Below are 22,828 nucleotides of genomic sequence, written 5' to 3'. Positions count from 1 at the left end.
CCATTCGGGAGCGGCCCTCATGCACCAGTGCCGGTTTCAGCTTTGATAATGCTCCAGATACCAGCGCACGAACTTGGCCACGCCCTCTTCCGGCGTGGTCGAGGGGGCATAGCCGGTCAGGCGGCGGAGCAGATCGGCCGAGGCTTCCGTGGCGGGCACGTCGCCGGCCTGCATCGGCAGGAAGTTCTTGATCGCCGTGCGGCCCAGCGCCTTCTCCGCCGCGCCGATATAATCCATCAGCGGGGTAGGCCGTCCGGCACCGATATTGACGATGCGGAAGGGAGCGGCGGGCGACAGGCTGTCGCCTTCTACCGGCAGGTCCCCCGGCACGGCATCGACCAGGCGCACGATCGATTCGGCGAGATCGTCGATGAAGGTGAAGTCCCGCACCATCTCGCCATTGTTGTACACGTCGATCGGCTCGCCGGCGAGGATCGCGCGGGTGAACTTGAACAGCGCCATGTCGGGCCGGCCCCAGGGGCCATAGACCGTGAAGAAGCGGAAAAAGGTCATCGGCGTGCGGAACAGATGCGCGTAGCTGTGGCCCATCAGCTCGGTCGCGCCCTTGGTGGCGGCGTAGAGGCTCATTGGCGTGGCGGTGCGCTGGGTCTCGCCGAACGGCATGTCGGTATTGGCGCCGTAGACCGAGCTGGTCGAGGCGGCGAGGAAGTGGCGCACCGGATGGTGACGCGCCAGCTCCAGCAGGTTGAACGTGCCGATGACATTGGCGCCGATATAGCTGGCCGGCTGCTCGATGCTGAAGCGCACGCCGGCCTGCGCGGCGAGGTGGATCACGACGTCCGGCTTGAACGCTGTCCAAGCTTCGGCGAGTGCGGACGAGTCCTCGATCGAAAGCCGCGCGACCCGGAAGTTCGGGTGGTTGGAGAGCATGTCGTTGCGCGCTTCCTTGAGCGCGACGTCATAGTAATCCGAGAAATTGTCGATGCCGAGCACCGTGGCGCCGGCCTGCAGCAGGCGGCTGGCGGTGTGGAAGCCGATGAACCCGGCCGATCCGGTGACGAGCACGCGGGGCGAAGGGGCGGTGGGTTCGGGCATCGTGGTTCCTGTCGGTTGCGGGCAGCGTTCCCTAGCCCGACGCTCCTTACCGGAGCGTTCCCGTGCCGCAAGCCGGGCAGCCCGGATCCTTGGGCAGTTGTAGCGTGCGGAAGCGCAAGCCCAGCGCATCGACGAGCAGCAGCTTGCCGGCGCTGTCGTCGCCGAAGGGCGTGATCGCGCGGATCACTTCCAGCGCGGCGAGGCTGCCGAGAATGCCGGTGAGCGCCCCCAGTACGCCCTGTTCGGAGCAACTGACGCCCTCGCGCTCCGGATCGTGGCCGACGAAGCAGCGATAGCACGGCTTGTCCGCCTCCCAGCCGCGAAAAGTGCCGAGCTGGCCCTCGAACTCCGCGACCGCCGAGGAGACGAGCGGTACGCGCGCGGCGAGGGCGCCATCGGCCACGGTGAGGCGCGTGGCGAAATTGTCGGTGCCGTCGAGGACGACGTCGTGCCCGGCGATCCGCGCGGGGGCGTCGGCGGCGGAGAGGCGGCGGGCCTCGACGGTCACCGCCACGTTGGGGTTGATCGCAGTGACTCGCGCGGCCGCCGCCGCCGCCTTGCCCAAACCGATATCCCCGGTGGTGAAGAGCACCTGGCGCTGAAGGTTGGAGCGATCGACCATGTCGTCGTCGACGATCGCCAGCGAACCCACGCCGGCGGCTGCGAGATACTGGATCGCCGGCGCACCGATGCCGCCCGCGCCGATCACCAGCACCCGCGCCGCCTTCAGCCGGGCCTGCCCCGCGCCGCCCACTTCGCGCAGGATGATGTGGCGGGCGTAGCGTTCGAGCTCCTCGTCGGAGAGCGTCATTTCGGCCAGGTGAAGGTCACGGTCGCGCGGTACCATTGGTCGGCCGTTGCCATGCGCGGCAGCAGATTGCCCCGTGCGGCGCCGGCGACCATCGCCGCGGCATATTGCTCCACCGACGGGCACTGAATCGCACGCGGCACGGTCGTGCGGATATTGTCCTGTGTGTCGACGAGCACCGCGACGTCGACGCTGAGGGTGAGCCCCGGGCCGATCGCCAGCGGGCATTTGCGCGCCACCACTTCGCTCGCGACGAAGCCGAGCATGTCCGGCGTGATCTGCGGTTCGCTGCGATAGGGCAGCGGCGCGAGCGACGGCCAGTCGATGCGAAGCGGCGTCGCCTGCAGGGCGAGCCCGAGAGCGATGACGCCGATCACCGGCCGGTCGAGCCGAAGCCGCCAGTGCCGCGCGCGGTTTCGTCGAGGCCCGCCACTTCGTCCAGATCGGCGCGCTGCACCGGCGCAGGGACCAGTTGCGCGATGCGGTCGCCGCGGGCGATCACGAAGTCCTCGCTGCCCAGATTGGCGAGGATCACCTTCACTTCGCCGCGATAGTCGCTGTCGATCGTGCCGGGGGTGTTGAGGCAGGTGATGCCGTTCTTGAGCGCGAGGCCCGAGCGCGGGCGCACCTGCACCTCGTAGCCGGCGGGGATCGCCATGGCGAAACCGGTCGCGACGGCGTGGCGGGCGCCGGGCGCGAGCGTCAGGTCCTCGGCGGCGACCACGTCCATGCCCGCCGCACCATCGGTGGCGTAGCGGGGGAGGGGAAGGGTCTCGCCATGGGGCAGGCGCTGGATCGCGATTCGGATCGGCGGCAGCAAGGTCAGCCTTTCGTGGGAAGCGCCGCTGCCAGCCGGGTGGTGGCCGCCAACACTTCGGGATCATTGAGCAAATCATGTCCCCGTGCGGGGACGATACGCAGATCGGTAGCGATGCCGCGCAGCGCAAGGGCCTCGGCATAGGCGCGCGAGAGGGAGGGCGGAGTGACCTTGTCGTTCACCCCCACCAGCACCGCCGCACGCAGGCTGGGCATCACCCCGCCGGCGGTCTTGAGCGGATCGAGACTGGCGACCGGCGTCGCCCAGGCGGTGCCGTGCCGCAGCTTCTGCATGCCCTTGCGCCATTCGGGCAGCGCGCAGGGGCAGCCGACCAGCACCATCGCGTCGAGCAGATCGGGGCGCATGCCGGCGATATCCGCCGCGATCGCCGCACCGCCCGAATCGCCGACCAGGATCAGCCGCGCCGTGGCGAAGCGCTGGCGCAGGATGCCGATCGACTGGGCGACGGCGTTGATCCGCTCCTGCGTGTAATCGTCGCCATAGCCGAGCCCGGCCTGTCCGGGCGAGCGATTGCCCGCGGCATCGCCATAGCCGGGGCGCAGCAGTGCGAAGGCGGCGCTGTTCGGAATGGCCTGGCTGATAGCCTCGGCAAAGCGATAATGGTCGCTGCGGGTCTCGGCGCTGCCGTCGCCGTGCAGCACGACGACTACCGTCTTCACCGCGTCCGGCGCGGTCGGCCCGAAGGTGCGCGCATGGAGGTTGAGCGCGGGTTCGGCCTTGGTTGCCATGTGCGGCGGCGTGGTCGGCGTGGTGGTGCAGCCGGCGAGCAACGCCAGGCCGGCGAGGGCCGGTAGGACGAACTTGGCAGGCGGCGTTCCCCTTCCGCTGGCGGGAGGGGCCAGGGGATGGGCTGACGCCTCTCCGCCGTTCTGCCACGTCAGTCCTTCCCCCGACCCCTCCCGCAAGCGGGAGGGGAGCGCAGGCTTGTGACGACGGAGAATTTCACAGCGCATCGGCGATCCGATCGGCGAGGCGGCGGGCGACGTCGGCCTTGGACGCGCGCTCCCAGCTTTCGACGCCCTGGGCGGTGATGAGGTGGACGGCATTGGCTTCACCCCCCATCACGTCGCCGGAAACATCGTTCGCGACAATCCAGTCGGCATTCTTGCGCGTTCGTTTCGCGACGGCATGTTCGATCACTCGTTCGGTCTCGGCCGCGAAGCCCACCACGAGCCGCGGCCGGCGCGGTCCCTGCGCCAGTCCGGCAAGGATATCAGGATTCTGCGCAAGATGCAGGAGGGGGGCGGCATCACCCTTTTTGAGCTTCTGGTCGGCGGCCTCGACATGCCAGTCGGCGACCGCGGCGACCATCACTGCGGCATCGGCGGGAAGCGCGGCATCGACTGCCGCTGCCATTTCGCGGGCGGTCTCCACATCGACGCGGGTGACACCCGGCGGGGTGGGCAGCGTCACCGGGCCGGCAACCAGCGTGACCCGCGCACCCAATGCTGCAAGCGCCTCCGCGATCGCGAAGCCCTGCTTTCCCGACGAGCGATTGGCGATGTAGCGCACCGGATCGATCGGCTCGTGCGTCGGGCCGGCGGTGACCATGATGTGCTTGCCGGCGAGCCGGGGCTCCACGGGCGAAAGGGCCTGCCGGATCGCGGCGAGGATCGCTTCGGGCTCGGGCAGGCGGCCGGGGCCATATTCGCCGCACGCCATCGGGCCTTCATCCGGCTCGAGCACCGTCACGCCGTCCGCGCGAAGCTGGGCCACGTTGCGGCGGGTGGCGGCGTGGCTCCACATCCGCACGTTCATCGCCGGCGCGGCGAGCACCGGCTTGTCCGTGGCGAGCAGCAGCGTGGTTGCCAGGTCGCTGGCGACGCCGCCGGCCATCCGCGCCAGCAGATCGGCCGTGGCGGGGGCTATGACGACCAGATCGGCCTGGCGGCTGAGCTGGATATGGCCCATCTCCGCCTCGTCCTTCAGGTCCCACAGCGTGGTGTAGACCTGATTTTCGGAGAGCGCTGCAAGCGTCATCGGCGTGACGAAATGCTGGCCGCCCTCGGTGAGCACGCAGGTGACGCCGATCCCCGCCTTGCGGCACAGGCGAACGAGTTCGCAGGCCTTGTAGGCGGCGATGCCTCCGCCGACGATGAGCAGGATGCGCTTCATGGCGTCACCGTTGTAACCGTGATCCGCCGCCTGTCGAGCGCGCGCTGCCAGAGGTCCGCCAGCGCGTCCGGCACAAAGACCAGGCCGACCAGCGCGACGGGCGCGATCATCAGCGCCCAGTAGAAATTGTCGAGCCGCGCGAACAGCGACATGGCGATGCCATAGGTGATCAGCAGTGCGAACATTCGCAGGCCGAGCGGTTCGTCCCAGCTCGCCCAGCCGAGCAGGGCCAGCGCGACGAGCAGCGTGCCCACCACGAGAGGCAGCGCCTGCAGCGCGGTGGCGGTGACGAGCGCGCGAACGAAGAAGCCGGGGCCGTTGAACGCGGCCCAGCCCGCCGAATGCGGATCCAGCGGCCCGGTGACGCCGGCCACGGCATGGGCATGCAAGCCCAGCACGCCGGCGAACAGCAGCAGCGCGATGCCCCAGCCCAGCGCCTCGCCGCGCCGATCCTCGCGCCAGGCGAACACCAGCATCACGATGGTGTAGAGCGCCGCCGTCTCTCGGATCAGCATCGCGGCGAAACCCAGCGCGATCGCTTCGAGCGCGCGGCCGGGGCGGCGCAGCGCCAGCGACAGCGCGACCAGCAGCCCGGCCCAGACCTCGTGGAACAGCACCAGGCCGGGCTGGAAAAAGGCCAGCATCGAGGTGGCGATCAGCAGCACCAGTACCGCGCGGGGGAACAGGCCGGTCAGCGCGACGCCGACGCGCGATGCCCAGGCAACGGCGGTCAGCGCCGCCAGGGCCAGCAGCAGTGCGACGCTCGCCCAGCCCGGCAGCAGCGCCTCCAGCGCGGCGAGCGCGGGCAGCCGCATCGTCAGGAACGGGTGGAGCGGATAGCCGCCGGCGCGCATCGCGTCGCTCGCCGCGACATAATAGGGATCGCCGCCCTTCATGCTCGCGACGACGCGTTCGTACAGGCCGAGATCGGTCATCCGATCGGCGGTCCGTGCGGCCGCATCGCCGTCGCCGGTGAGCGACGGCACCGCCAGCGCGGTCAGCGCGGCGAGCAGGAGCAGCAGCACTGCGATCCAGGCCAGCCGCGCGCGGCCCCGCGTCAGGGCGGCGAAGCGGCTCGGCGCTAGGGTCCAGACACGGCGCGTGCGCGCGGTCATTTCAGCAGCAGCGTTCCGGCCACGCCGGCCAGCGCGGCGAGGATGCTCACCAGTGCATAACGCCAGCCGCCGCCGACCCGCACCACCTGGATTTCGCGCAAGGGCGGTTCGGGCGGGGCACCGCCGGGGGCGGGGAAGCGGCGTTCGATGTTGCGGACCAGCTCGGGCAGGCGGGCGAGGGTGCGCAGATCCTCGATCAGGCGATCGGCGACCTTGGCCTCGGGCCCCAGCTCGGTGCGGATCCATTCGCGCACGAACGGCGCCGAGACGTCCCACAGGTTGATGTCCGGATCGAGCCCGCGCGCGACGCCTTCCACCATCACCATCGTCTTCTGGAGCAGCAGCAGATGCGGCTGCGTCATCATGTCGAAGTCGCGGGTGATCGAGAACAGGCCGTCGAGCATGCCGCCGATCGACATTTCCTTGACCGGCAGCCCGCGCATCGGCTCGCCGACCGCGCGCAAGGCGGTCGCGAACTCGGCGACATTGTGGTGCGAGGGGACATAGCCCGCCTCGAAATGGATTTCGGCGACGCGCTTATAGTCGCCGGTGATCAGGCCGTAGAGGATCTCGGCGAGCCACACCCGCGCGCGGCGGTCGATCCGGCCCATGATGCCGAAGTCGATCGCGGCGATGCGGCCGTCGGGCAGGGCGAACAAATTGCCTTGGTGCATGTCCGCATGGAAGAAGCCCTCGGCGATCGCCTGGCGCAGGAACGCCTTGATCAGCTTGCCGGCGAGGCCCGGCATGTCGTGCCCGGCGCGGACCAGCGCGTCGCGGTCGCTGAGCTTGATGCCGTCGATCCACTCGAGCGTCAGCACCTTGCCGGTGGTGCGCTGCCAGTCGATCGCGGGCACCATGAAGTCCGGCTCGGCAGTCATCGCCTCGGCGAGTTCCGAGGCCGAGGCGGCCTCGCGGCGGAAGTCGAGCTCGCGCACGGTCCAGCGCTTGAAGCTTTCGATCACCAGCCGCGGGCGTAGGCGGCGTGCCTCGCCGCCATAGGCTTCGAGCTGGGCGGCGGCCCATTCATAGGTGTCGATCGCGCGGGCGAAGTCGCTCTCGATGCCCGGGCGCAGCACCTTTACCGCAACGCGGCGGCCGTCGGTGGTCACCGCGCGGTGGACCTGGGCGATCGAAGCGGCGCCGATCGGCTTTTCCTCCACTTCCGCGAACATGGCGGAGAGCGGGCGGCCATAGCTGGTTTCGATCCGCTCGCGGATGATGTCGAAGGGGACGGGGGGCAGCGCGTCCTGCAGGCGGAGCAGATCGTGCGCGGCTTCCTCGCCGACCAAATCAGGGCGGGTGGCGAGCGTCTGGCCGAGCTTGATCGCGGCGGGGCCGATCGCCTGGAAGGCATCGGCATAGGCGGGCACGGCGGGCACACGCGCACCCAACCGGGCGATGCGGGCGAGGCGGCGCACCGGGCGGGGCGTGTTGGCGTCGCGCTCGATACCGCGCAGCGCGCCGTGGCGCGCGAGGATGCGGCCCCATTTGAGCAGGCGCCAGAGATGGACGGCAGGGGCGGTCATGCCCAGATCCTCCCGGAGGAGGATCGAACGGCGGCTGCCATCAAATCTTCCAGCCGTTGTGAATCGCGACAAGCCCGCCGAGCAGCGGCTCGACCTTGGTCTGCTGGAAGCCTGCCTCGGCGATCATCCGCTCGAAGCTCGGCATGTCGGGGAAGCGGCGGATCGATTCGATCAGGTAGCGATAGCTGTCCTCGTCCTGCGCGAGCAGCTTGCCCAGCTTCGGCACCAGCTTGTGCGAATAGGCGTCGTAGATCTCGGCGAAGCCCGGCCACTGGGTGGTCGAGAATTCTAGCACGAAGAAGCGGCCGCCGCGCTTCAATACGCGGTGCGCCTCGCGGAGCGCCTTGGGGATATCGGTCACGTTCCGGATGCCGAACGCGATCGTATAGGCATCGAAGAAGCGATCGGGGAACTGCAGCGTCTCGGCATTGGCCTCGGTCCACACCAGCCCGTCGATGCCGCGCTGGGCGGCGCGCTCGACGCCGACGCTCAGCATCTCAGGGTTGATATCGGCGACGGTGATCGCCGCGCCGGTCTCGGCCATGCGGAAGGCAATGTCGCCGGTGCCGCCGGCCATGTCGAGGATGTGTTCGCCCGCGCGCGGCTTCACCCGGCGGACGAAGCGGTCCTTCCACAGCCGGTGCATGCCGCCCGACATGGCGTCGTTCATCAGGTCGTATTTGCTGGCGACATTCGAGAACACCTCGCCGACGCGGCGGGTCTTGTCCTCAGGGGCGACGTCTTCGTAACCGAAGGAGACGGTATCGGGCATGCATGGTGCCTTAGCGACACGCGACGGCCAAACCAAGGGGGCTGAGGGGCAGGTGACATTCGGTCCCGTACTTCCTAGCTGTAGCATCAGATGCCTGAACTTCCCGAAGTAGAAACCACCGTTCGCGGCCTGGCCCCCGTGCTGGAGGGGCAGCGGATCGAGCGCGTGGTGCTGAATCGCGCTGATCTGCGCCGTCCGTTCCCGGTCGACCTCGGCCAGCGGCTGACCGGCGCGACGGTTACCGGGCTGGCCCGGCGCGCGAAATACGGACTTATATATACGGATCGCGAGGACGCGCTGGTGTTCCACCTCGGCATGTCCGGACGCTGGCGGATCGATCCGGCGGAACTGGGCAAGCACGACCATGTCGTGATCGAGACCGCGCGGCACGTGCTGGCGCTCAACGATCCCCGGCGATTCGGCTCGATCGATCTGCTCCCGGCATCCGAGCTGGCGGATTGGCCGGCCTTCAAGGCACTGGGACCGGAGCCGCTCGGCCCGGACTTCACGGCGGCGCATCTGGTGAAGGCGTTCGAGGACCGAATCGCCCCGGTGAAGGCACTGCTCCTCGACCAGCGAATCGTCGCGGGGCTCGGCAACATCTATGTGTGCGAAGCGCTGTTCCTCTCGGGTATTGCGCCGACCAAGCCTGCGGGCTCGATCGGCCGCGCCAAGCTCGAGAAACTGGTCGAGGCGGTACGCGAGGTTCTGGAGGCGGCGATTCGCGCGGGCGGCTCCACCTTGCGCGATTATGCCCGGCCGGACGGCGAACTCGGCTATTTCGCAAAGGAGTGGCGGGTCTACGGTCGAGAAGGAGAGCCGTGCAGCTGCGGGCGCCCGGTGCAGCGTCGCGTGGATTCGGGGCGGTCCACCTTCTATTGTGGGAAATGCCAGCGCTGAAAGGATTGACCCGAATCGCCGGAGCCGGTAAGGGGCCCGTCTTTCCGGCGTGGGCTCGCTTCCGCGCCTCACCCATTTCGAGCAGGAACAAGACCGAATGGCGAATACGCCGCAAGCGAAGAAGCGCATCCGTCGCAACGACCGCCGCGCCGAGATCAACGGTGCACGCGTCGGCCGCATCCGTACCTTCGTCAAGAAGGTCGAAGCTGCGCTGACCGCCGGCGACAAGGCCGCTGCCACCGAAGCGCTCGCCGCTGCGCAGCCGGAAATCGCACGCGGCGTTGCCAAGGGCGTGCTCCACAAGAACACGGCTGCGCGCAAATTCTCGCGCCTCAACAAGCGTCTGCAGGCGCTCGCCTAACACCGTCTTCAAACGGTAATCAAAAGCCCTGCCGGACCTGTCCGGCGGGGCTTTTTGCGCATGTGCGCTGCAACAAATGGTTAACAAAATCGATTCGCAAGCGAATCGCACAAATCCACGAGTCGTGCCGATTCGAGTGGGCCCGCATCGCCCTTTACCTTGTTAAACGACTGACATAATTGGGTAATTTAGGGTCCCCCACGGATTTCCTAGGGGTTCGGGCTGTCAACAAAACTATTTCAGAAAGTTTACATGGCAGGCCCTTGCTCGACTCAGTTCGAGCTACCTACAACGAACCTCCCGGCTGCAGTGCTGGCAGGGAATAACGAGTTCATCGCGCGTCTCCGGGGGCATGACCGGCTGCGATGAGCCTCACATCGATATTGATTTTGGCACGCGGGAATCATGATTCCCGCGAAGGAAGGGTGCGTCGTAGTGACTCAGGTTCAACCGCTGGAACGTGAGGAAGGCCAGGACGTCGCCAAGGCTTGGGCGCATGTGCGCACCAACCTGCGTCGCTCGGCCGGCCAGCGGCTGTTCGATCAGTGGCTGAAGCCCGTGGTGCTCGTCGATGGCAGCGATTCGCTTGCCGTGCGGCTGGGGCTTCCGTCGCCGTTCCTCACCCAGTGGGTGAAGAATCACTATGCCGAGCGGCTGCTGCTCGAATTCCGGGCGGTTCTCCCCGGCGTTCGCAGCGTCACGCTCGAGACGATCCAGGACAATGATCAGCGCGTGCTGAGCGCCGAGCCTGCTCCCGCACCGGTGGCGGCGGCCCGCGCCGAATCGATCGTCGAGCCGGCCGAGCGCCCGTCCTTCGATCCGCGCTTCACCTTCGATCGATTCGTGGTGAGCACGACGAATCGCGTCGCGTTCAACGCCGCGCGTTCGGTGGCGGTGCCGGGCACGCCGATGTTCAGCCCGCTCTACCTCCATGCCGGCACCGGCCAGGGCAAGACGCACCTGATGCACGCGATCGGTCACGCCTTTCTCGAGGCCAATCCGGGCGCGACCGCGATCTATTCGACCGGCGAACGCTTCATGTTCGAGTTCGTGCAGGCGCTGCGCAACAAGGATACGCTGGCGTTCAAGAAGCGCCTCCGCTCGGTCGACCTGCTGATGATCGACGATCTGCAGTTCATCGGCGGCAAGGACGCGACCCAGGAAGAATTCTTCCACACGGTCAACGAGTTCATGAGTGCGGGCAAGCGCCTGGTGATCGCCGCCGACCGCGCGCCCCAGGCGCTCGAAGGCTTCGAGCCGCGCCTGGTCGGCCGCCTCGGCGCCGGCCTCGTCGCGGACATCAAGCCCGCCGAGCTGGATCTCCGCCGCGCGATCGTCGAGCGCAAGCTGAAGGACATGCCTGCCGTCGACATGCCGGTGGAAGTGGCCGATCTGCTCGCGGCGCGCATCACCACCAACGTTCGCGAGCTGGAAGGCGCGCTCAATCGCCTGGTCGCCTATGCGAGCCTGTCGAACGAAGCGATCACCATCGATTTCGCGACGAGCGTGCTCGGCGAGGTACTGCGCACCAGCCAGCGCCGCATCACCATCGACGAGATCCAGCGTGCGGTCTCAGCGCATTTCGAGGTGAAGCAGCTCGATCTGATTTCGGCCCGCCGCGCGGTCGCGATCGCCCGTCCGCGCCAGATCGCCATGTATCTGGCGAAGCGGCTGACCACGCGCTCGCTGCCGGAGATCGGTCGCAAGTTCGGCAACCGCGATCACTCGACGGTGATCCATGCGGTCAAGCGGATCGAGGATCTGCGCAGCAAGGACGTCGAGATCGATGGCGCCGTCCGCGCGCTGATGCGCACCCTGGAGGGGTGAGCCTGCGGATTCGCCCGGCCGCGCCGGAGGACGGCGCGGCGATCTGGGCGATCATGGAGCCGGTGATCCGTGCCGGCGAAACCTACGCGCTGGATCGTGATCTGCCTCGCGAGGCGGCGCTCGCCTACTGGCTGGGCGCCGACCGCACTACCTTCGTTGCCGAGACGGAGCGACTCATTCTCGGCACCTTTTATCTGCGGGCCAACCAGGCGGGCGGGGGCGGGCATGTCGCCAATTGTGGCTATGCGACGCTGCCCGAGGCGCGTGGTCGCGGGATCGCGCGGGCGATGGCCGAGCATAGTTTCGCCGAAGCCCGCGCGCGGGGCTTCACGGCGATGCAGTTCAACTTCGTGGTCAGCAGCAATGTCGGCGCCGTTCGGCTGTGGCAGGCGCTTGGTTTCGAGACGGTAGGTCGGGTGCCGGACGCCTTTGCGCATCCGACCTTGGGCCTTGTCGATGCGCTGGTGCTCTATCGGCGCCTGTGACGCCATCGGCGCATTGTCGGTACGGAACCGCAATGAAAATCATTTTAATCCATCGGTTTGAAGCCTCACGCGGTCGTGGCATGCTGATGTCCCGACTCAATCAAAAAAAGAGGATCGCAAATGTTCCGTGTAGCGTCTGTTGCCGCCGCTGTTGCCCTGCTTGCCAGCCCCGCCTTTGCGGCGGCGCCGTGCAAGGATGCGAAGGGCAAGTTCACCAAGTGCCCGGCGGCCGTCGCCGTAACCAAGGACGCCAAGGGCAAGTGCCGCGTGGCGAGCGGGCCCAAAAAGGGTCAGTTCACCGCCTGCAAATAAGCGAGGCGACGCGACGGCGCCGTATTGATCCGGTGCCGTCGCACTTCCCCTAAGGGCGGTTGGTCAAAGCACACGTCCGCGCGTTGCACACCCGATTGGGAGAAGACGCGATGATCGACGACGACGAACAGTGGATGCGGATGGCGATCGAGGTCGCGCGGTCGAAGGGATCGGATCCGTCCACCTCGCCGCTCGGATGCGTGATCGTGCTCGACGGGAAGGTGCTCGCTGCGGAGCGGAACCAAACGCATGAACTTCCCGACGCCACCGCCCATGCCGAGATGATGGCGATTCGCCGGGCCTGCGAGAACACCGGCGAGCTCGAGCTGCGCGGTGCCACGCTCTACTCGACGCTGCAGCCCTGCGGCATGTGCACCATGGCCTCGATCTGGTCCAAGGTCGGGCGCGTGGTGTTCGGCGCCGGAAGGGACGATGTGCACGCCATGTATTTCGAAGCGCGCCACGTCGACACGCTGTCGTTCATCGCCGATGCCTATCGCGACGATATCGTCATCGAAGGCGGCTGCCTGAAGGCGGAGTGCGCGACGCTTTATTATCCGCCCGACGCAGAGTTGCCCGTGGAGGAGCAGGCCAACCTCTGATACCGGGCTAGCGACCTATGCCCAGCAGGATCGCGAGAACGCCCAGAACCGCGACGCCGCGGGCGAGCCTTGCGTCATAGGTCAGGCCCAGCAACACACTGCCAGCCCCGAGCGGCAGCAGGCCGAACCAGCGGACCAGCGCGCTCGGCCAATCACTTGCACACAGCGTCGCCGCAAGTGCCGCGACCAGCAGGAGCCATCCAAGGGCGCGGAGCGTTCCCGGTCGGACGCGTGGCGCCCATTGCCCGAGCAGCACGGGGGCATGGCGCGGCATGGCGCCGGCGAGCGCGAAGAAGCCCAACAGGGTGAGGCCCGCCGCGATCATGCGCGCTGGATCCGTGCCCGGCGGCGCGGTGCCGGGGCTGGGCGACGCCACTGAGTCCATGCCAGCCAGCCGCTGGCGGCGGCGCCCGCGAGCAGGGTAAGGCTGACGCCGGTCTGCACGCTGTCCGCAAAGGCGCCGCCAGGCAGCCCGGCGGTGAGACTGGCGAGCGCGAGGAGGGTCAGCAGCACGGGCCAGCTGTGCTTTGCCGGGAGCAAGGCCGCCAGCAGCAGCACGCCCGCTGCGCTCCACAGGGCCATGAACACCTCTGCCTGTGCGCGATCCGCCAGACCGAGCGGCACCACCCGATTGGCGAGCAGCAAGGCGACGCAGCCGATCGGTAAGCCCGCCAGCACGCCGGCATTCAGCCGCTCGACGATCCGGTTGCCGAGGCTGCGCGGCGCGCGCTCGCGGCGCTTGACCACCCACAACACCATGCCGCTCGCCACCGCCAGGGTCAGCATCGCGCCGCAGAGGAAATAGAGCCACCGGGTCGCCAGCGGGGCGAAGCGCGCGAGGTGCAGGCCATAGGCGACGCTATAGGTCTGGAGTGCCGGCCGGTTCTCGGTGAAGTCCGCGATGACCCGGCTGGTGGCACCATCGAAGCTCACCGCGCCGGCGGCATAGGCGATCTGCCGGGCATCGTCGCGGAACATGGTGACGACCGAAGCGGCATCACCGGGATGCGCGATGGTCACCCGGCCCACCGGCTGTCCGAGGCGGCGCTCGGCCTCGTGCAGCATCGGCGCCAGCGGGGCAAGCGGCGCGGGCTTGCCGGCGGCGGGGCGGTCGACCTGGCCGGGCTGGAAGGCCTGGAACATCGCGGTCATGTCCCGCCCGTAATTGGCGCTGATCGCCCAGGGCATGTTGAGCGTCGCCAGCGTCAGCAGGCCGGTGAAGCTGATCATGATATGGAAGGGCAGGGGCAGCACCCCCAGCGCATTGTGTCCATCGAGCCAGGAGCGCTGGCCCTTGGCGGGGCGGAAGGTGAAGAAGTCCTTGAAGATGCGGCGGTGGGCGATGATGCCGGTGATCAGCCCCAGCAGCAGCACCATCGCCGCGAGCGAGGCGAGCAGCCGACCCCAGGGGAACGGCAGCTGCAGCTCGAAATGCAGCCGGTAGAAGAACTCGCCGCCCAGCGTCTCGCGGGGGACGGGCGCGCCGGTGATCGGATCGAGCGCGCGGTAGACGAAGCCGCTCCCCGGATCATAGGTCGCCTCCACCGTGTTCATCCGGTCGTTGGGCAGGGTGAGGTACCAGCCGAACGAGTTGGGCGCGTTTGTGGCGAGCCAGCCCGTGGCGGCGGTCAACGCCGCCGCGCGGTCGGCGGTCGCGGTGGTTTCGGGGCGCATCCAGCGGCCGATCTCGGGCTTGAACACGCTGAGCGTGCCGCCCAGACACATCACGAACAGCACCCAGCCGAGCAGCAGCCCCGTCCACCCGTGCAGCCATGCCATGACCTGGCGGGCACCCTCGCGGACCGCGCTCATGCCGCCGGCATTCCCGCGAACCAGGCGATGCCGGCCAGCAGCGCTGCCGCGCCCAGCACCCCGACCAGCGCCCGGACAGGCCCGGGGGCGAGGAACGCCCAGATCGTCACACCCGGCGCGACGACGAAGGCGAGCATCGTCGCCGGCACGATCGCGTCGAGCCGGGGCAGCGGCAGGGTCCGCGCCGCCGCCGCTGCGACGCAGGCCGCGACGAGGTAGGCGCCGAGGCTTCCCGCCACCGCCCGCGTCGCGATATTGGCCCGGTAGCCCCAGCCGCGGCGGAGATGCGCGCCCATGCCCGGCCTCAATAGCTGAAGCTGATGCTGCCCAGCACGCTGCGCGGCGCGCCGTAGAAGCCCTGGGTCCAGTAGAGACTGGTCAGATACTTGCTGTCGGTGAGGTTGCGCACGTTGATCGCGGCGCGGACATGGTCGACCACGCGGATGCTCGCCATCAGGTCGAGCACGGCATAGTCGCCCTGCTTCACCAGCAGGTCGCTGGTGCGGACCGCGTTCTGCCAGCGCAGCTGTGCGCCGAGCTTGAGGTCGCGCAGTTCTGGCACGGCATAGGTGGTGGCGAGCTTCAGGCTCTTGGTCGGCAGGAAGACGCGGGCGGGGCGGCCCTGCTGGTCCTCGATCTCAAGGCCGGTATAGCCGCCGCTCACCGTCCAGTTGTCGGTCACCCGGCCGCCCAGTTCCAGCTCGAAGCCGCGCGAGGTGGTGTCGACGCCGGTGTAATAAGTGGTGCCCGCAGGTCCGGTGTCGCCGGCGCCGAACTGGCCGGCGGCGGTCGCCAGATTCTTCTGTTTGGCGCGGAACAGCGAAGCGGTGGCGTAGAGCCGGCCGCCGAACCATTCGCTCTTGATGCCACCCTCGATGCTCGTGCCGGTGATCGGGTCGAGCCGCCGGTTGGTGCGGTCCACCTCGGTCTGCGGGCTGAAAATGCTGGTATAGCTGGCGTAGAGCGACAGGTTCTTCGTCAGGTCATAGGTCGCGCCGACATAGGGGCTGACGTCGCTGTTCTTGCGATACTGGTTCGCGTCGTAGGAAACGCCGTCCGCCTTGAGCCAGGTGGCGCTTGCGCCCACCACCGCCTTCAACTGGTCGGTGAGGTTGAGGTGCGCGGCGCCATAGGCGCGGGTGACGTTGATGCTGTCGTTCGCCTCGAGCTTGACCGCGCCGAATGCCGGTTCGGGAATCGGTGCGGAGGCGAGATTGGGGACGGCCGGGTAGACAAGCGCGGTAGGGCCGGAGCCCTGCCATTGGCGGTCGTCGAGTCGGCCGGTGGACACGCCGAAGGCGAGCTGGTGTTCGCGCCCGAACAGGGTGAGGGGCCCCGAGGCGGTGATGTCGCCCAGATACTGGTCGACCTCGGACGGGTAAATCCCCGCCTGGCCCAGCAGGCCGAGGCCCGTCGCCTTGTCGGCGGTGCCATAGGCGTAGAGCAGCTTCGCGGTCTGCTTGTTGTTGATGTAGGTGAACACGCCCTTGGCCTGCCAGCCCTTGCCCAGATCATAGGCGAGTTCGCCGAAGGCCCGCTGGTCGGTGGTGTCCCAATAGGTCCACGGCGCCGAGGTGCTGGCCGAGCGCGCATAGGGGATGCGGCTGCCGTCGCTGTAGGTGAGCGGCAGCGCGCCCCACAGCACGCCGCGTGCGTCATTGTCTTGGCGGCTATAGCCGACCGTCGCGGTCAGCTGTGGCGTGACCTTCCAGCTGGCGATCAGCCCGTACACGTTGCGGTTGACGTGGTGATAATCGAGATAATCGTTTCGATTTTCATGCGCATAGATCGCGCGCACCGCCACGGTGTCGGTCAGCGGCACCGAGACGTCCGCCTCGGCGCGCCAGCGGCTCCACGATCCGGCCTGCACGCTTGCCCGCGCCTGGAGCGTATCGGTCGGGCGCTTGCGGACATAGTTGATCGTGGCGGAGGGATTGCCGACGCCGGTCATCAGCGCATTGGCGCCGCGGATCGCCTCCACCCGATCGAACAGCGCGGTGTCGAGGTCGCCGTACTGGATGCCATAGGGCATGGGCAGGCCGATCCCGTCGACCTGGAAGTTGGTGATGTCGAAGCCCCGGGAGTTGTAATAGGTCCGGTCGGTCTCCACGCGCTCGACATTGATGCCCACCGTCTGGTCGAGCAGGTCGTTGACGTTGGTCAGCTGGAAATCCTGGATCCGCGCCTGGTCTATGATCGTGATCGACTGCGGGGTCTCGCGCGCGGTGAGGGTAAGGCCGGTGGCGCTGCGCGAGGCCTGCTCGGCCGTGCCGGTGACGACGATCTGGCTCTGCTGGTCGTTCGTCTTGTCCTTGTCGCTGTCGGAACCGGCAAAGGCGGTGCCGGGCAGCGCGAGCAGCGCGGAGGTGAGCAGGGCGGTACGCAGCGACAGAGGCATGATCCAGCTTTTCCCTTTGGGTCTCGTTGTGTGGGCGAGCCTTTAGAGAAGCAGGATATTGCGAGTCAATCGCATTATCAAATTTATGCCATCGCCGCATTCAGCGGCGGTTGCGGGCGATCTTCATGACATAGCTGATCACCTCGGCCACGGCGGCGTAATGCTCGACCGGGATCGGCTTATCGAGCTCGGCGCTGGCGTAGAGGGCGCGGGCGAGCGGGCGGTTCTCGACCAGCGGGATGTTGTTCTCGGTGGCCACTTCGCGGATCTTGAGCGCGAGCGCGTCGACGCCCTTCGCGACGACGATCGGCGCAGCCATCGCGCCGTGATCGTACTGGAGCGCGATCGCATAATGGGTGGGGTTGGTGATGACGACGCTGGCCTTGGGCACGTTCGACATCATTCGGCTCCTGGCGCGCTGCATCTGGAGCTGGCGGATCTTGCCCTTGATCTTGGGATCGCCCTCGCTCTCCTTATATTCGTCCTTCACCTCCTGCAGGCTCATCCGCATGCGCTTCATGTAGGACATGCGCTGCCAGACGAAGTCGAACAGCGCGAGCGCGCCGACCAGCATCGCGATCGGGCGGAGCATCGCATGGACGATGTCGCTGGCTGCGGTTCCCGCATCGACCAGATCGGCGCCGACCAGCCGGTCGATCGTCGCGGCATGTGGCCAGGCGATTGCCGCGGCGATGCCGGCGACCAAGCAGAGCTTGGCGAAGGTCTTGAAGAACTCCATCAGCGCCTGTTTGCCGAACATCCGCTTGGCGCCGTGGAAGGGATTGAGCTTGTTCCATTTGGGCGCGAGCCGCGACCAGGCGAGCATCGGCCGGCCCTGCAGCACCCCGCCCAGGATCGCGAAGGCGAACAGTGCGGCAAGGATCGGCGCCAGCGCGGTGCCGACCGCGGCGAACAGGCCGGTGGCGAAGTTCTGCGCGCCGTCCGGCTCCAGCCGGAAATCGTCGGCGCCGCCCCACAGCCGCACGAACAGGTTGCCGCATTGCTGGATGGTATAGGTGCCGAGACCGCCCATCACGACCAGTGCCGCGACGAACATCGCCGCATGGCGCATTTCCGGCGCCATCGGCACGTCGCCGCGTTTTCGGGCGTCTTCGAGTTTCTTGTCGGTAGGATCTTGAGTCTTGTCGTCCGACTCGCTGCCGCCGCCGCCGGCCATCACCAGCCCTTTTGCAGCGCGTCACCCATGGCCTGGGTGAAGAAGGTGAGCATGGTGCCGATCGTGGTGATGGCGAGCGCGAGCCCGAGCAGCAGGTTGAGCGGCTGGGCGATGAAGAACACCTGGATCGCCGGCGCCACGCGCGCGGCAAGGCCGAGTGCCACGTTGAACACGATGCCGTAGACGAGGAACGGCGCGGCGAGGCTGATACCCAGCGTCATCGACCGGCCGATCGCTTGCACCGCCAGCTCGGCGAAATCGTGCATCGGCGGCATGCCGCCGATCGGAAAGGTCTGATAACTGTGGATGATCGCGCCCAGCCAGAGATGGTGGACCTGGGTGCCCATGCACACGAGCGCGGCGACGAGGCCGACCAGCTTGGACAGGATCGGCGCCTGGCTCGACTGCGACGGATCGAACATCACCGCGGCGGACAGGCCGATCTGGGTGCTCATGATCGATCCCGCCATCGAGATGGAGAAGAACAGGATCTTGACGATCATCCCCATGGCGAGCCCGGTGATCAGCTCGGTCACCAGGATCGCGGGTAACACCGCACCGGCCTGCACCGCCGCGCGCGCGGGCTCGCCGATCATGCCGTAAAAGGCGAACGACATGGCGAAGGCGAGGAACAGCCGGATGCGGCCGGGGATGGCGTCTTCCCCGAACACGGGCAGCAGCATCAGTACCGCGCCCACCCGTGCGAACACGATGAAGAAGGCCGATACCTGCAGCGCGAGATCGGGGGGGACGATCATCCGTGGATGATCATGTCGCTGATCTTGCTCATGAACTGGCCAAGTGCCTGGCCGATCGTGGGCAGCATCAGCAGGAATACCAGCCCCATCGCGACCAGCTTGGGCACGAAGGTGAGGGTGGTTTCCTGAATCTGGGTAAGCGCCTGAAGCAGACCGATGAAGACGCCCACGATCAGCGAGGTCAGCAGCAGCGGTCCGGCGACGGTAAGAATGAGCATCAACGCGGATTCGGTGAGGCTGATCAGCTGCGCGGGCGTCATGGGGTCAGGCTCCGGCCGTCAGATCTGCATGCGCATGATTTCGCTGTACGCGCCGACGACGCGGTCGCGCACCGCCACCATGGTGTCGAGCGCGGTCTCGGCGGCGCCGATCGCGGTGACGACGTCGATCAGATCGCCCTTGCCGGCGACTTGCTTCGCCGAGGCGGTCTCGGCCGAGCGCAGCTTGTCGGCAGTGCCGCCGACCAGGTTCTCGACCATCGCGCCGAAGCCCGAATTCTCGCCGTCGCCGATTTCGCCGCTGCCGGCAGCCTTGCCCAGCGTGTTGCCGAGCGAGGCGACGCGGCCATAGGCCTTGGTGGCGTCCAATGCTCCGATAGACATGGTTCGCTATCCCTTACTTGAGCAGATCAATGGTGCGCATCGTCAGGCTCTTGGCCGCTTCGATGGCGTTGAGATTGGCTTCGTAGCTGCGCTGCGCCGCTTTCATGTCGGCGCTCTCGATGAGGCCGTTGACGTTGGGCTTGAGCACATAGCCCTGCGCATCGGCTGCCGGATGGCCGGGCTGATAGACCTTGACGAAATCGGTCTGGTCGCCCTGGATCGACTTCACCTTCACGCCGGTAGCGCCGCTCGCGCGGTCGACTGCCGCCTGGAAGCTGACGACCTTGCGCCGATAGGGATTGCCGCCGGGGGTGTCGGCGACCGAATCCTGGTTCGCGAGATTTTCCGCAATCGTCCGCATCCGCAGCGATTGCGCGCGCAGACCCGAGGCGGAAACGCCCAGCGAAGCATCCAAATCCATCGTTGATCCTCCACGGGCCAGACAAGCGGCCCACGCCAACATTGTAGGCAATTTTTGCCGGGCCGGGCGCCGGGGGCGGAAAAAAGGTTCCTATAAGTCTGGAGGGAAAGGGAGACGCATGTCCGTACTCGATGGAATCATGATCGAAATGTCGGTGGTGCTCGGTTCGACCGAAGTGCCCGTCCGGCAGATCCTGCAGATGAGCCGCGGCGCGATGATCCCGCTCGACTGCGGGCAGGACGATCCGAGCATGGTCTATGTCAATGGCGAGCTCGTCGCCCTGGGCCGCATCCTCGTCGACGGCGAGGTGATGTCGCTCGAAATTTCCGAACTCGTGAAGAAGTCGCGTAACTGATGGACCTCTTGTCGATGTTGCGTACGCTGGGCGCGCTGGGCCTGGTGTTGGGGATGCTGGCAACGGCCCTGTGGGTCGTGCGCCGCTATGACCTGAAGCTGCCGGGCCGCGTGACCGGGGGCGGGCGCAAGCGCGTGGAGTTGGTCGAGCGGCTGGCGGTGGACGCCAAGCGCTCGGTGGCGCTGATCCGCCGCGACGGGTGCGAGCATCTGATCCTGATCGGCCCGGAGGGGCACGCGACGATCGAAACCGGCATCACCCCGCCGCCGGCTCCGGTGGCGGAAGCGGCGGCCGAGCCCGACGCACCGGCGAAGATCGAGGACGATCTGGCGGTATTCAAGGCCGGCGTGGCGAAGCTGGCCGGCAAGCTCGATTTCAAGGGGATGGTCGACAAGCTGCGGCCGGACGCCGCAGCCGAGACCAAGGATGTCGTGCCGGAAGCGCCGTTCGCAGCGGCGCTGGTCGAAGCGACGCCGGCGGAGGCCCCTGTCGTCGTTGCCGAAGCGGTGCCGACGCTGCCGCAGGCCGCCAACGATGCCGAGCCTGCCCCGATCGAAGAGGCTGCCAAGCCCGCACCGCGTACCCGCGCCCGCAAGGCGCCCACCCGCACCCGCATCGCTCGCGACACCACGCGCTGGAACAAGCGCGCGGTGCGCGAGGCGCTGAATGCGTAAACTTCTCGCCGCGGCCGCACTGCTGATCGTGCTGCCGGTCGCGGCGCACGCGCAAGCAGTTGCGCCTGCTGCCCAGGCGGCACAGGCGGCCGCCCAGGGCGCGACCATCTCCATCGGCGGCGAAGGCCCGATGTCGGCCAAGGCCATCCAGCTGGTGCTGATGCTTACCGTGCTCAGCCTGGCCCCGGGCCTGCTGATGACGGTGACCAGCTTCACCCGCATGGTGGTCGCGCTCTCGCTGCTGCGCACCGGCATCGGAACGCCCGGCGTGCCGCCCAACCCGGTGATCATCAGCCTCGCGCTGTTCCTCAGCTTCTTCGTGATGGCGCCCACCTTCGAGAAGGCGTGGAACGAGGGCGTGGAGCCCTATACCAAGGGCAAGCTGACCGAAGTCGCGGCGTTCGAGAAGACGACGGAGCCGTTTCGCCAGTTCATGCTCGGCCAGGTGCGTGACAGCGATCTCAAGCTGTTCGCCGACCTTGCCAACAAGAAGATCGCGACGCGCGCGGACACGCCGCTGACCACGCTGGCGCCGGCGTTCATGATCTCCGAACTGCGCCGCGCCTTCGAGATCGGCTTTCTCCTGCTGCTGCCGTTCCTGGTGATCGACCTGGCAGTCTCTGCCGTGCTGATGGCGATGGGCATGATGATGCTGCCGCCACCGACGATCTCGTTGCCGATGAAGATCATCTTCTTCGTGCTGGTCGACGGCTGGGCGCTGGTCGCGGGCTCGCTGGTGAAGAGCTTCACGCATTGACGCGCGGGGCGAAGGGTCGCCCCGACGCCCCGCCAGGCCGTCACCCCAGCGAACGCTGGGGTCTCCAGAAGAAGCGCGATGCGGCCGAACAGCGCTGCTGTGGTAGATCCCAGCGTTCGCTGGGATGACGGCCTATTGTGGCCTAAACCTGCAGCCCAACCGCCGCTTGCGCCGCCTTGAGCGTGGGCGCGGCGAGCGCGCTGGCGCGCGCCGCGCCCGAAGCGAGCTTGGCGCCTACCTCGGCGCGATCGTCCAGCAGCGCGGTCAGCCGCTCGCGGATTGGACCGAGGACAGCTATCGTCAGGTCCGCCAGCGCAGGCTTGAAGGCGCCGAAGCCTTGCCCCGCATATTCCTCGACCACCGATTGCGGCGTGCGATCGGCCAGCGCGGCGAAGATCGTCACCAGATTGCGCGCCTCGGGCCGTTCGGCGAGCGCATCGAACGAATCCGGCAGCGGCTCGGGATCGGTCTTGGCCTTGCGGCACTTGGCGGCGATCGTGTCGTTGTCGTCGATCAGGTTGATGCGGCTCAGATCCGAGGGATCGGACTTGGACATCTTCGCATTGCCGTCGCGCAGGGACATGATCCGCGGCGCCGCCTTGCTGATCAGCGGCTCGGGCAGCGGGAACAGCTCGACGCCGAAGTCCTGGTTGAACTTGGTGGCGATGTCGCGGGTAAGCTCCAGGTGCTGCTTCTGGTCCTCGCCCACCGGCACGTGCGTCGCCTGATAGACGAGAATGTCAGCAGCCTGGAGAACCGGATAGGTGAAAAGGCCGACGCTGGCGCCGTCGCGGTTCTTGCCCGCCTTGTCCTTCCACTGGGTCATGCGGTTGAGCCAGCCCATGCGGGCGGTACCCTGGAGGATCCAGCACAATTCGGCATGGGCGGGGACGCGCGCCTGATTGAACAGGATCGAGCGATCGTCGATGCCGGCGGCGAACAGCGTGGCCGCCATCTCGACCGTCGAGTTGGCGAGCTCCTGCGGGGTCACCGTGCCGGTGAGCGCGTGGAGATCGGCGAGGAAGAACAGGCACTCGCCCCCATTTTCTTCCAGGGAGTCCTGCATCGCGACCCACTGCTTGATGGCGCCCAGATAGTTGCCGAGGTGAAGATTGCCGGTGGTCTGGATGCCCGAGACGACGCGCATGGGATAT

General features: G+C 67.5%; 28 protein-coding genes. 9 read left to right on the top strand and 19 right to left on the bottom strand.

Features of this window, described 5'->3' with window-relative positions:
* Positions 1 to 36: 36 nt before the first annotated feature.
* From QZ814_RS11395 to QZ814_RS11355, 9 genes are all read right to left on the bottom strand, one after another.
* The gene (locus QZ814_RS11395) at positions 37 to 1,056 is read right to left on the bottom strand and encodes an NAD-dependent epimerase/dehydratase family protein (RefSeq protein ID WP_294332152.1); all 1,020 of its coding nucleotides are present in this window, start codon (positions 1,054 to 1,056) and stop codon (positions 37 to 39) included.
* Positions 1,057 to 1,102: 46 nt separating this feature from the next.
* Positions 1,103 to 1,867, bottom strand: coding sequence for a molybdopterin-synthase adenylyltransferase MoeB (moeB, locus tag QZ814_RS11390; RefSeq protein WP_294332148.1), 765 nt, complete (start codon positions 1,865 to 1,867; stop codon positions 1,103 to 1,105).
* Positions 1,864 to 2,241 (bottom strand): hypothetical protein, encoded by a 378-nt coding sequence (locus QZ814_RS11385; RefSeq protein ID WP_294332144.1) that lies wholly within the window; start codon positions 2,239 to 2,241, stop codon positions 1,864 to 1,866. The genes moeB and QZ814_RS11385 overlap by 4 nt, the downstream gene beginning before the upstream one ends.
* Positions 2,238 to 2,684 (bottom strand): dUTP diphosphatase, encoded by a 447-nt coding sequence (gene dut, locus QZ814_RS11380; protein WP_294332140.1) that lies wholly within the window; start codon positions 2,682 to 2,684, stop codon positions 2,238 to 2,240. The genes QZ814_RS11385 and dut overlap by 4 nt, the downstream gene beginning before the upstream one ends.
* A 2-nt stretch (positions 2,685 to 2,686) precedes the next feature.
* Positions 2,687 to 3,430 carry an alpha/beta hydrolase gene (locus QZ814_RS11375; RefSeq protein WP_294332138.1) on the bottom strand — a complete coding sequence of 248 codons (744 nt, stop codon included), beginning with the start codon at positions 3,428 to 3,430 and terminating at the stop codon, positions 2,687 to 2,689.
* Between the two features lie 214 nt (positions 3,431 to 3,644).
* Positions 3,645 to 4,817 (bottom strand): bifunctional phosphopantothenoylcysteine decarboxylase/phosphopantothenate--cysteine ligase CoaBC, encoded by a 1,173-nt coding sequence (gene coaBC, locus QZ814_RS11370; protein ID WP_294332135.1) that lies wholly within the window; start codon positions 4,815 to 4,817, stop codon positions 3,645 to 3,647.
* A complete protein-coding gene (locus tag QZ814_RS11365) occupies positions 4,814 to 5,932 on the bottom strand; it encodes a hypothetical protein (RefSeq protein ID WP_294332132.1) in 1,119 nt (372 codons plus the stop codon). Before QZ814_RS11365 ends, coaBC begins: the two co-directional genes overlap by 4 nt.
* Positions 5,929 to 7,461 carry a 2-polyprenylphenol 6-hydroxylase gene (gene ubiB, locus QZ814_RS11360; RefSeq protein WP_294332130.1) on the bottom strand — a complete coding sequence of 511 codons (1,533 nt, stop codon included), beginning with the start codon at positions 7,459 to 7,461 and terminating at the stop codon, positions 5,929 to 5,931. Before ubiB ends, QZ814_RS11365 begins: the two co-directional genes overlap by 4 nt.
* A gap of 40 nt (positions 7,462 to 7,501) precedes the next feature.
* Positions 7,502 to 8,233 carry a class I SAM-dependent methyltransferase gene (locus tag QZ814_RS11355; protein WP_294332128.1) on the bottom strand — a complete coding sequence of 244 codons (732 nt, stop codon included), beginning with the start codon at positions 8,231 to 8,233 and terminating at the stop codon, positions 7,502 to 7,504.
* 90 nt (positions 8,234 to 8,323) lie between these two features.
* Between QZ814_RS11355 and mutM the strand changes: the two genes are divergently transcribed.
* The 6 genes from mutM (at position 8,324) to QZ814_RS11325 (ending at position 12,720) form a co-directional block, all read left to right on the top strand.
* A complete protein-coding gene (mutM, locus tag QZ814_RS11350) occupies positions 8,324 to 9,133 on the top strand; it encodes a bifunctional DNA-formamidopyrimidine glycosylase/DNA-(apurinic or apyrimidinic site) lyase (RefSeq protein WP_294332125.1) in 810 nt (269 codons plus the stop codon).
* Positions 9,134 to 9,230: 97 nt separating this feature from the next.
* On the top strand, positions 9,231 to 9,494 hold the full coding sequence (rpsT, locus tag QZ814_RS11345) for a 30S ribosomal protein S20 (RefSeq protein WP_010545371.1): 264 nt from the start codon (positions 9,231 to 9,233) through the stop codon (positions 9,492 to 9,494).
* Between the two features lie 435 nt (positions 9,495 to 9,929).
* A complete protein-coding gene (gene dnaA / locus QZ814_RS11340; RefSeq protein WP_294332119.1) occupies positions 9,930 to 11,321 on the top strand; it encodes a chromosomal replication initiator protein DnaA in 1,392 nt (463 codons plus the stop codon).
* Positions 11,318 to 11,806 carry an N-acetyltransferase gene (locus QZ814_RS11335; RefSeq protein ID WP_294332116.1) on the top strand — a complete coding sequence of 163 codons (489 nt, stop codon included), beginning with the start codon at positions 11,318 to 11,320 and terminating at the stop codon, positions 11,804 to 11,806. The genes dnaA and QZ814_RS11335 overlap by 4 nt, the downstream gene beginning before the upstream one ends.
* Positions 11,807 to 11,926: 120 nt before the next feature.
* On the top strand, positions 11,927 to 12,118 hold the full coding sequence (locus tag QZ814_RS11330) for a hypothetical protein (RefSeq protein WP_294332113.1): 192 nt from the start codon (positions 11,927 to 11,929) through the stop codon (positions 12,116 to 12,118).
* 110 nt (positions 12,119 to 12,228) lie between these two features.
* Positions 12,229 to 12,720, top strand: coding sequence for a nucleoside deaminase (locus QZ814_RS11325; protein ID WP_294332110.1), 492 nt, complete (start codon positions 12,229 to 12,231; stop codon positions 12,718 to 12,720).
* 7 nt (positions 12,721 to 12,727) lie between these two features.
* On the opposite strand, the gene QZ814_RS11320 is transcribed toward QZ814_RS11325, so the two are convergent.
* From QZ814_RS11320 to flgC, 9 genes are all read right to left on the bottom strand, one after another.
* A complete protein-coding gene (locus QZ814_RS11320; protein ID WP_294332107.1) occupies positions 12,728 to 13,045 on the bottom strand; it encodes a DUF3325 family protein in 318 nt (105 codons plus the stop codon).
* A complete protein-coding gene (locus QZ814_RS11315; protein ID WP_294332104.1) occupies positions 13,042 to 14,532 on the bottom strand; it encodes a PepSY-associated TM helix domain-containing protein in 1,491 nt (496 codons plus the stop codon). The genes QZ814_RS11320 and QZ814_RS11315 overlap by 4 nt, the downstream gene beginning before the upstream one ends.
* Entirely contained in the window at positions 14,529 to 14,828 is a 300-nt protein-coding gene (locus tag QZ814_RS11310; RefSeq protein WP_294332101.1) for a ketohydroxyglutarate aldolase, read from the bottom strand. The genes QZ814_RS11315 and QZ814_RS11310 overlap by 4 nt, the downstream gene beginning before the upstream one ends.
* A gap of 8 nt (positions 14,829 to 14,836) precedes the next feature.
* Complete coding sequence (locus QZ814_RS11305) at positions 14,837 to 16,930, bottom strand: TonB-dependent siderophore receptor (protein WP_294332100.1); 2,094 nt, start codon at positions 16,928 to 16,930, stop codon at positions 14,837 to 14,839.
* 100 nt (positions 16,931 to 17,030) lie between these two features.
* Positions 17,031 to 18,107, bottom strand: coding sequence for a flagellar biosynthesis protein FlhB (gene flhB, locus QZ814_RS11300; RefSeq protein ID WP_294332097.1), 1,077 nt, complete (start codon positions 18,105 to 18,107; stop codon positions 17,031 to 17,033).
* Positions 18,107 to 18,865: a flagellar biosynthetic protein FliR gene (gene fliR / locus QZ814_RS11295; protein ID WP_294332093.1), complete on the bottom strand. Its 759-nt coding sequence runs from the start codon at positions 18,863 to 18,865 to the stop codon at positions 18,107 to 18,109. Before fliR ends, flhB begins: the two co-directional genes overlap by 1 nt.
* Positions 18,862 to 19,125, bottom strand: a complete 264-nt coding sequence (locus QZ814_RS11290; RefSeq protein ID WP_294332091.1) for a flagellar biosynthetic protein FliQ — start codon at positions 19,123 to 19,125, stop codon at positions 18,862 to 18,864. Before QZ814_RS11290 ends, fliR begins: the two co-directional genes overlap by 4 nt.
* Positions 19,126 to 19,143: 18 nt before the next feature.
* Positions 19,144 to 19,467: a flagellar hook-basal body complex protein FliE gene (locus QZ814_RS11285; protein ID WP_294332088.1), complete on the bottom strand. Its 324-nt coding sequence runs from the start codon at positions 19,465 to 19,467 to the stop codon at positions 19,144 to 19,146.
* 13 nt (positions 19,468 to 19,480) lie between these two features.
* Complete coding sequence (flgC, locus tag QZ814_RS11280; protein WP_294332086.1) at positions 19,481 to 19,888, bottom strand: flagellar basal body rod protein FlgC; 408 nt, start codon at positions 19,886 to 19,888, stop codon at positions 19,481 to 19,483.
* A 118-nt stretch (positions 19,889 to 20,006) separates the two neighbouring features.
* Here flgC and QZ814_RS11275 point away from each other — a divergent pair, with 118 nt between their 5' ends.
* The 3 genes from QZ814_RS11275 to fliP are packed head-to-tail and all read left to right on the top strand — an operon-like array spanning position 20,007 to position 21,674.
* Entirely contained in the window at positions 20,007 to 20,243 is a 237-nt protein-coding gene (locus tag QZ814_RS11275) for a FliM/FliN family flagellar motor switch protein (protein WP_010545357.1), read from the top strand.
* Entirely contained in the window at positions 20,243 to 20,917 is a 675-nt protein-coding gene (locus QZ814_RS11270; RefSeq protein WP_294332080.1) for a flagellar biosynthetic protein FliO, read from the top strand. The genes QZ814_RS11275 and QZ814_RS11270 overlap by 1 nt, the downstream gene beginning before the upstream one ends.
* A complete protein-coding gene (fliP, locus tag QZ814_RS11265) occupies positions 20,910 to 21,674 on the top strand; it encodes a flagellar type III secretion system pore protein FliP (protein ID WP_294332077.1) in 765 nt (254 codons plus the stop codon). Before QZ814_RS11270 ends, fliP begins: the two co-directional genes overlap by 8 nt.
* 142 nt (positions 21,675 to 21,816) lie before the next feature.
* On the opposite strand, the gene trpS is transcribed toward fliP, so the two are convergent.
* The gene (trpS, locus tag QZ814_RS11260; protein WP_294332075.1) at positions 21,817 to 22,821 is read right to left on the bottom strand and encodes a tryptophan--tRNA ligase; all 1,005 of its coding nucleotides are present in this window, start codon (positions 22,819 to 22,821) and stop codon (positions 21,817 to 21,819) included.
* Positions 22,822 to 22,828: the final 7 nt, after the last annotated feature.

Origin of the sequence: uncultured Sphingomonas sp., assembly GCF_913777625.1 — a bacterium.
Taxonomy (GTDB): domain Bacteria; phylum Pseudomonadota; class Alphaproteobacteria; order Sphingomonadales; family Sphingomonadaceae; genus Sphingomonas.
This window is presented reverse-complemented; position numbering and strand designations above follow the sequence as displayed.

What these genes read in the sequence shown, in the direction of transcription:
- QZ814_RS11395 (WP_294332152.1), bottom strand. Translation starts at nt 1,056, where the DNA reads ATGCCCGAACCCACCGCCCCTTCGCCCCGCGTGCTCGTCACCGGATCG.
- moeB (WP_294332148.1), bottom strand. Translation starts at nt 1,867, where the DNA reads ATGACGCTCTCCGACGAGGAGCTCGAACGCTACGCCCGCCACATCATC.
- QZ814_RS11375 (WP_294332138.1), bottom strand. Translation starts at nt 3,430, where the DNA reads ATGGCAACCAAGGCCGAACCCGCGCTCAACCTCCATGCGCGCACCTTC.
- coaBC (WP_294332135.1), bottom strand. Translation starts at nt 4,817, where the DNA reads ATGAAGCGCATCCTGCTCATCGTCGGCGGAGGCATCGCCGCCTACAAG.
- QZ814_RS11365 (WP_294332132.1), bottom strand. Translation starts at nt 5,932, where the DNA reads ATGACCGCGCGCACGCGCCGTGTCTGGACCCTAGCGCCGAGCCGCTTC.
- ubiB (WP_294332130.1), bottom strand. Translation starts at nt 7,461, where the DNA reads ATGACCGCCCCTGCCGTCCATCTCTGGCGCCTGCTCAAATGGGGCCGC.
- QZ814_RS11355 (WP_294332128.1), bottom strand. Translation starts at nt 8,233, where the DNA reads ATGCCCGATACCGTCTCCTTCGGTTACGAAGACGTCGCCCCTGAGGAC.
- mutM (WP_294332125.1), top strand. Translation starts at nt 8,324, where the DNA reads ATGCCTGAACTTCCCGAAGTAGAAACCACCGTTCGCGGCCTGGCCCCC.
- rpsT (WP_010545371.1), top strand. Translation starts at nt 9,231, where the DNA reads ATGGCGAATACGCCGCAAGCGAAGAAGCGCATCCGTCGCAACGACCGC.
- QZ814_RS11330 (WP_294332113.1), top strand. Translation starts at nt 11,927, where the DNA reads ATGTTCCGTGTAGCGTCTGTTGCCGCCGCTGTTGCCCTGCTTGCCAGC.
- QZ814_RS11325 (WP_294332110.1), top strand. Translation starts at nt 12,229, where the DNA reads ATGATCGACGACGACGAACAGTGGATGCGGATGGCGATCGAGGTCGCG.
- QZ814_RS11320 (WP_294332107.1), bottom strand. Translation starts at nt 13,045, where the DNA reads ATGATCGCGGCGGGCCTCACCCTGTTGGGCTTCTTCGCGCTCGCCGGC.
- QZ814_RS11315 (WP_294332104.1), bottom strand. Translation starts at nt 14,532, where the DNA reads ATGAGCGCGGTCCGCGAGGGTGCCCGCCAGGTCATGGCATGGCTGCAC.
- QZ814_RS11310 (WP_294332101.1), bottom strand. Translation starts at nt 14,828, where the DNA reads ATGGGCGCGCATCTCCGCCGCGGCTGGGGCTACCGGGCCAATATCGCG.
- QZ814_RS11305 (WP_294332100.1), bottom strand. Translation starts at nt 16,930, where the DNA reads ATGCCTCTGTCGCTGCGTACCGCCCTGCTCACCTCCGCGCTGCTCGCG.
- flhB (WP_294332097.1), bottom strand. Translation starts at nt 18,107, where the DNA reads ATGGCCGGCGGCGGCGGCAGCGAGTCGGACGACAAGACTCAAGATCCT.
- fliR (WP_294332093.1), bottom strand. Translation starts at nt 18,865, where the DNA reads ATGATCGTCCCCCCCGATCTCGCGCTGCAGGTATCGGCCTTCTTCATC.
- QZ814_RS11290 (WP_294332091.1), bottom strand. Translation starts at nt 19,125, where the DNA reads ATGACGCCCGCGCAGCTGATCAGCCTCACCGAATCCGCGTTGATGCTC.
- QZ814_RS11285 (WP_294332088.1), bottom strand. Translation starts at nt 19,467, where the DNA reads ATGTCTATCGGAGCATTGGACGCCACCAAGGCCTATGGCCGCGTCGCC.
- flgC (WP_294332086.1), bottom strand. Translation starts at nt 19,888, where the DNA reads ATGGATTTGGATGCTTCGCTGGGCGTTTCCGCCTCGGGTCTGCGCGCG.
- QZ814_RS11275 (WP_010545357.1), top strand. Translation starts at nt 20,007, where the DNA reads ATGTCCGTACTCGATGGAATCATGATCGAAATGTCGGTGGTGCTCGGT.
- QZ814_RS11270 (WP_294332080.1), top strand. Translation starts at nt 20,243, where the DNA reads ATGGACCTCTTGTCGATGTTGCGTACGCTGGGCGCGCTGGGCCTGGTG.
- fliP (WP_294332077.1), top strand. Translation starts at nt 20,910, where the DNA reads ATGCGTAAACTTCTCGCCGCGGCCGCACTGCTGATCGTGCTGCCGGTC.
- trpS (WP_294332075.1), bottom strand. Translation starts at nt 22,821, where the DNA reads ATGCGCGTCGTCTCGGGCATCCAGACCACCGGCAATCTTCACCTCGGC.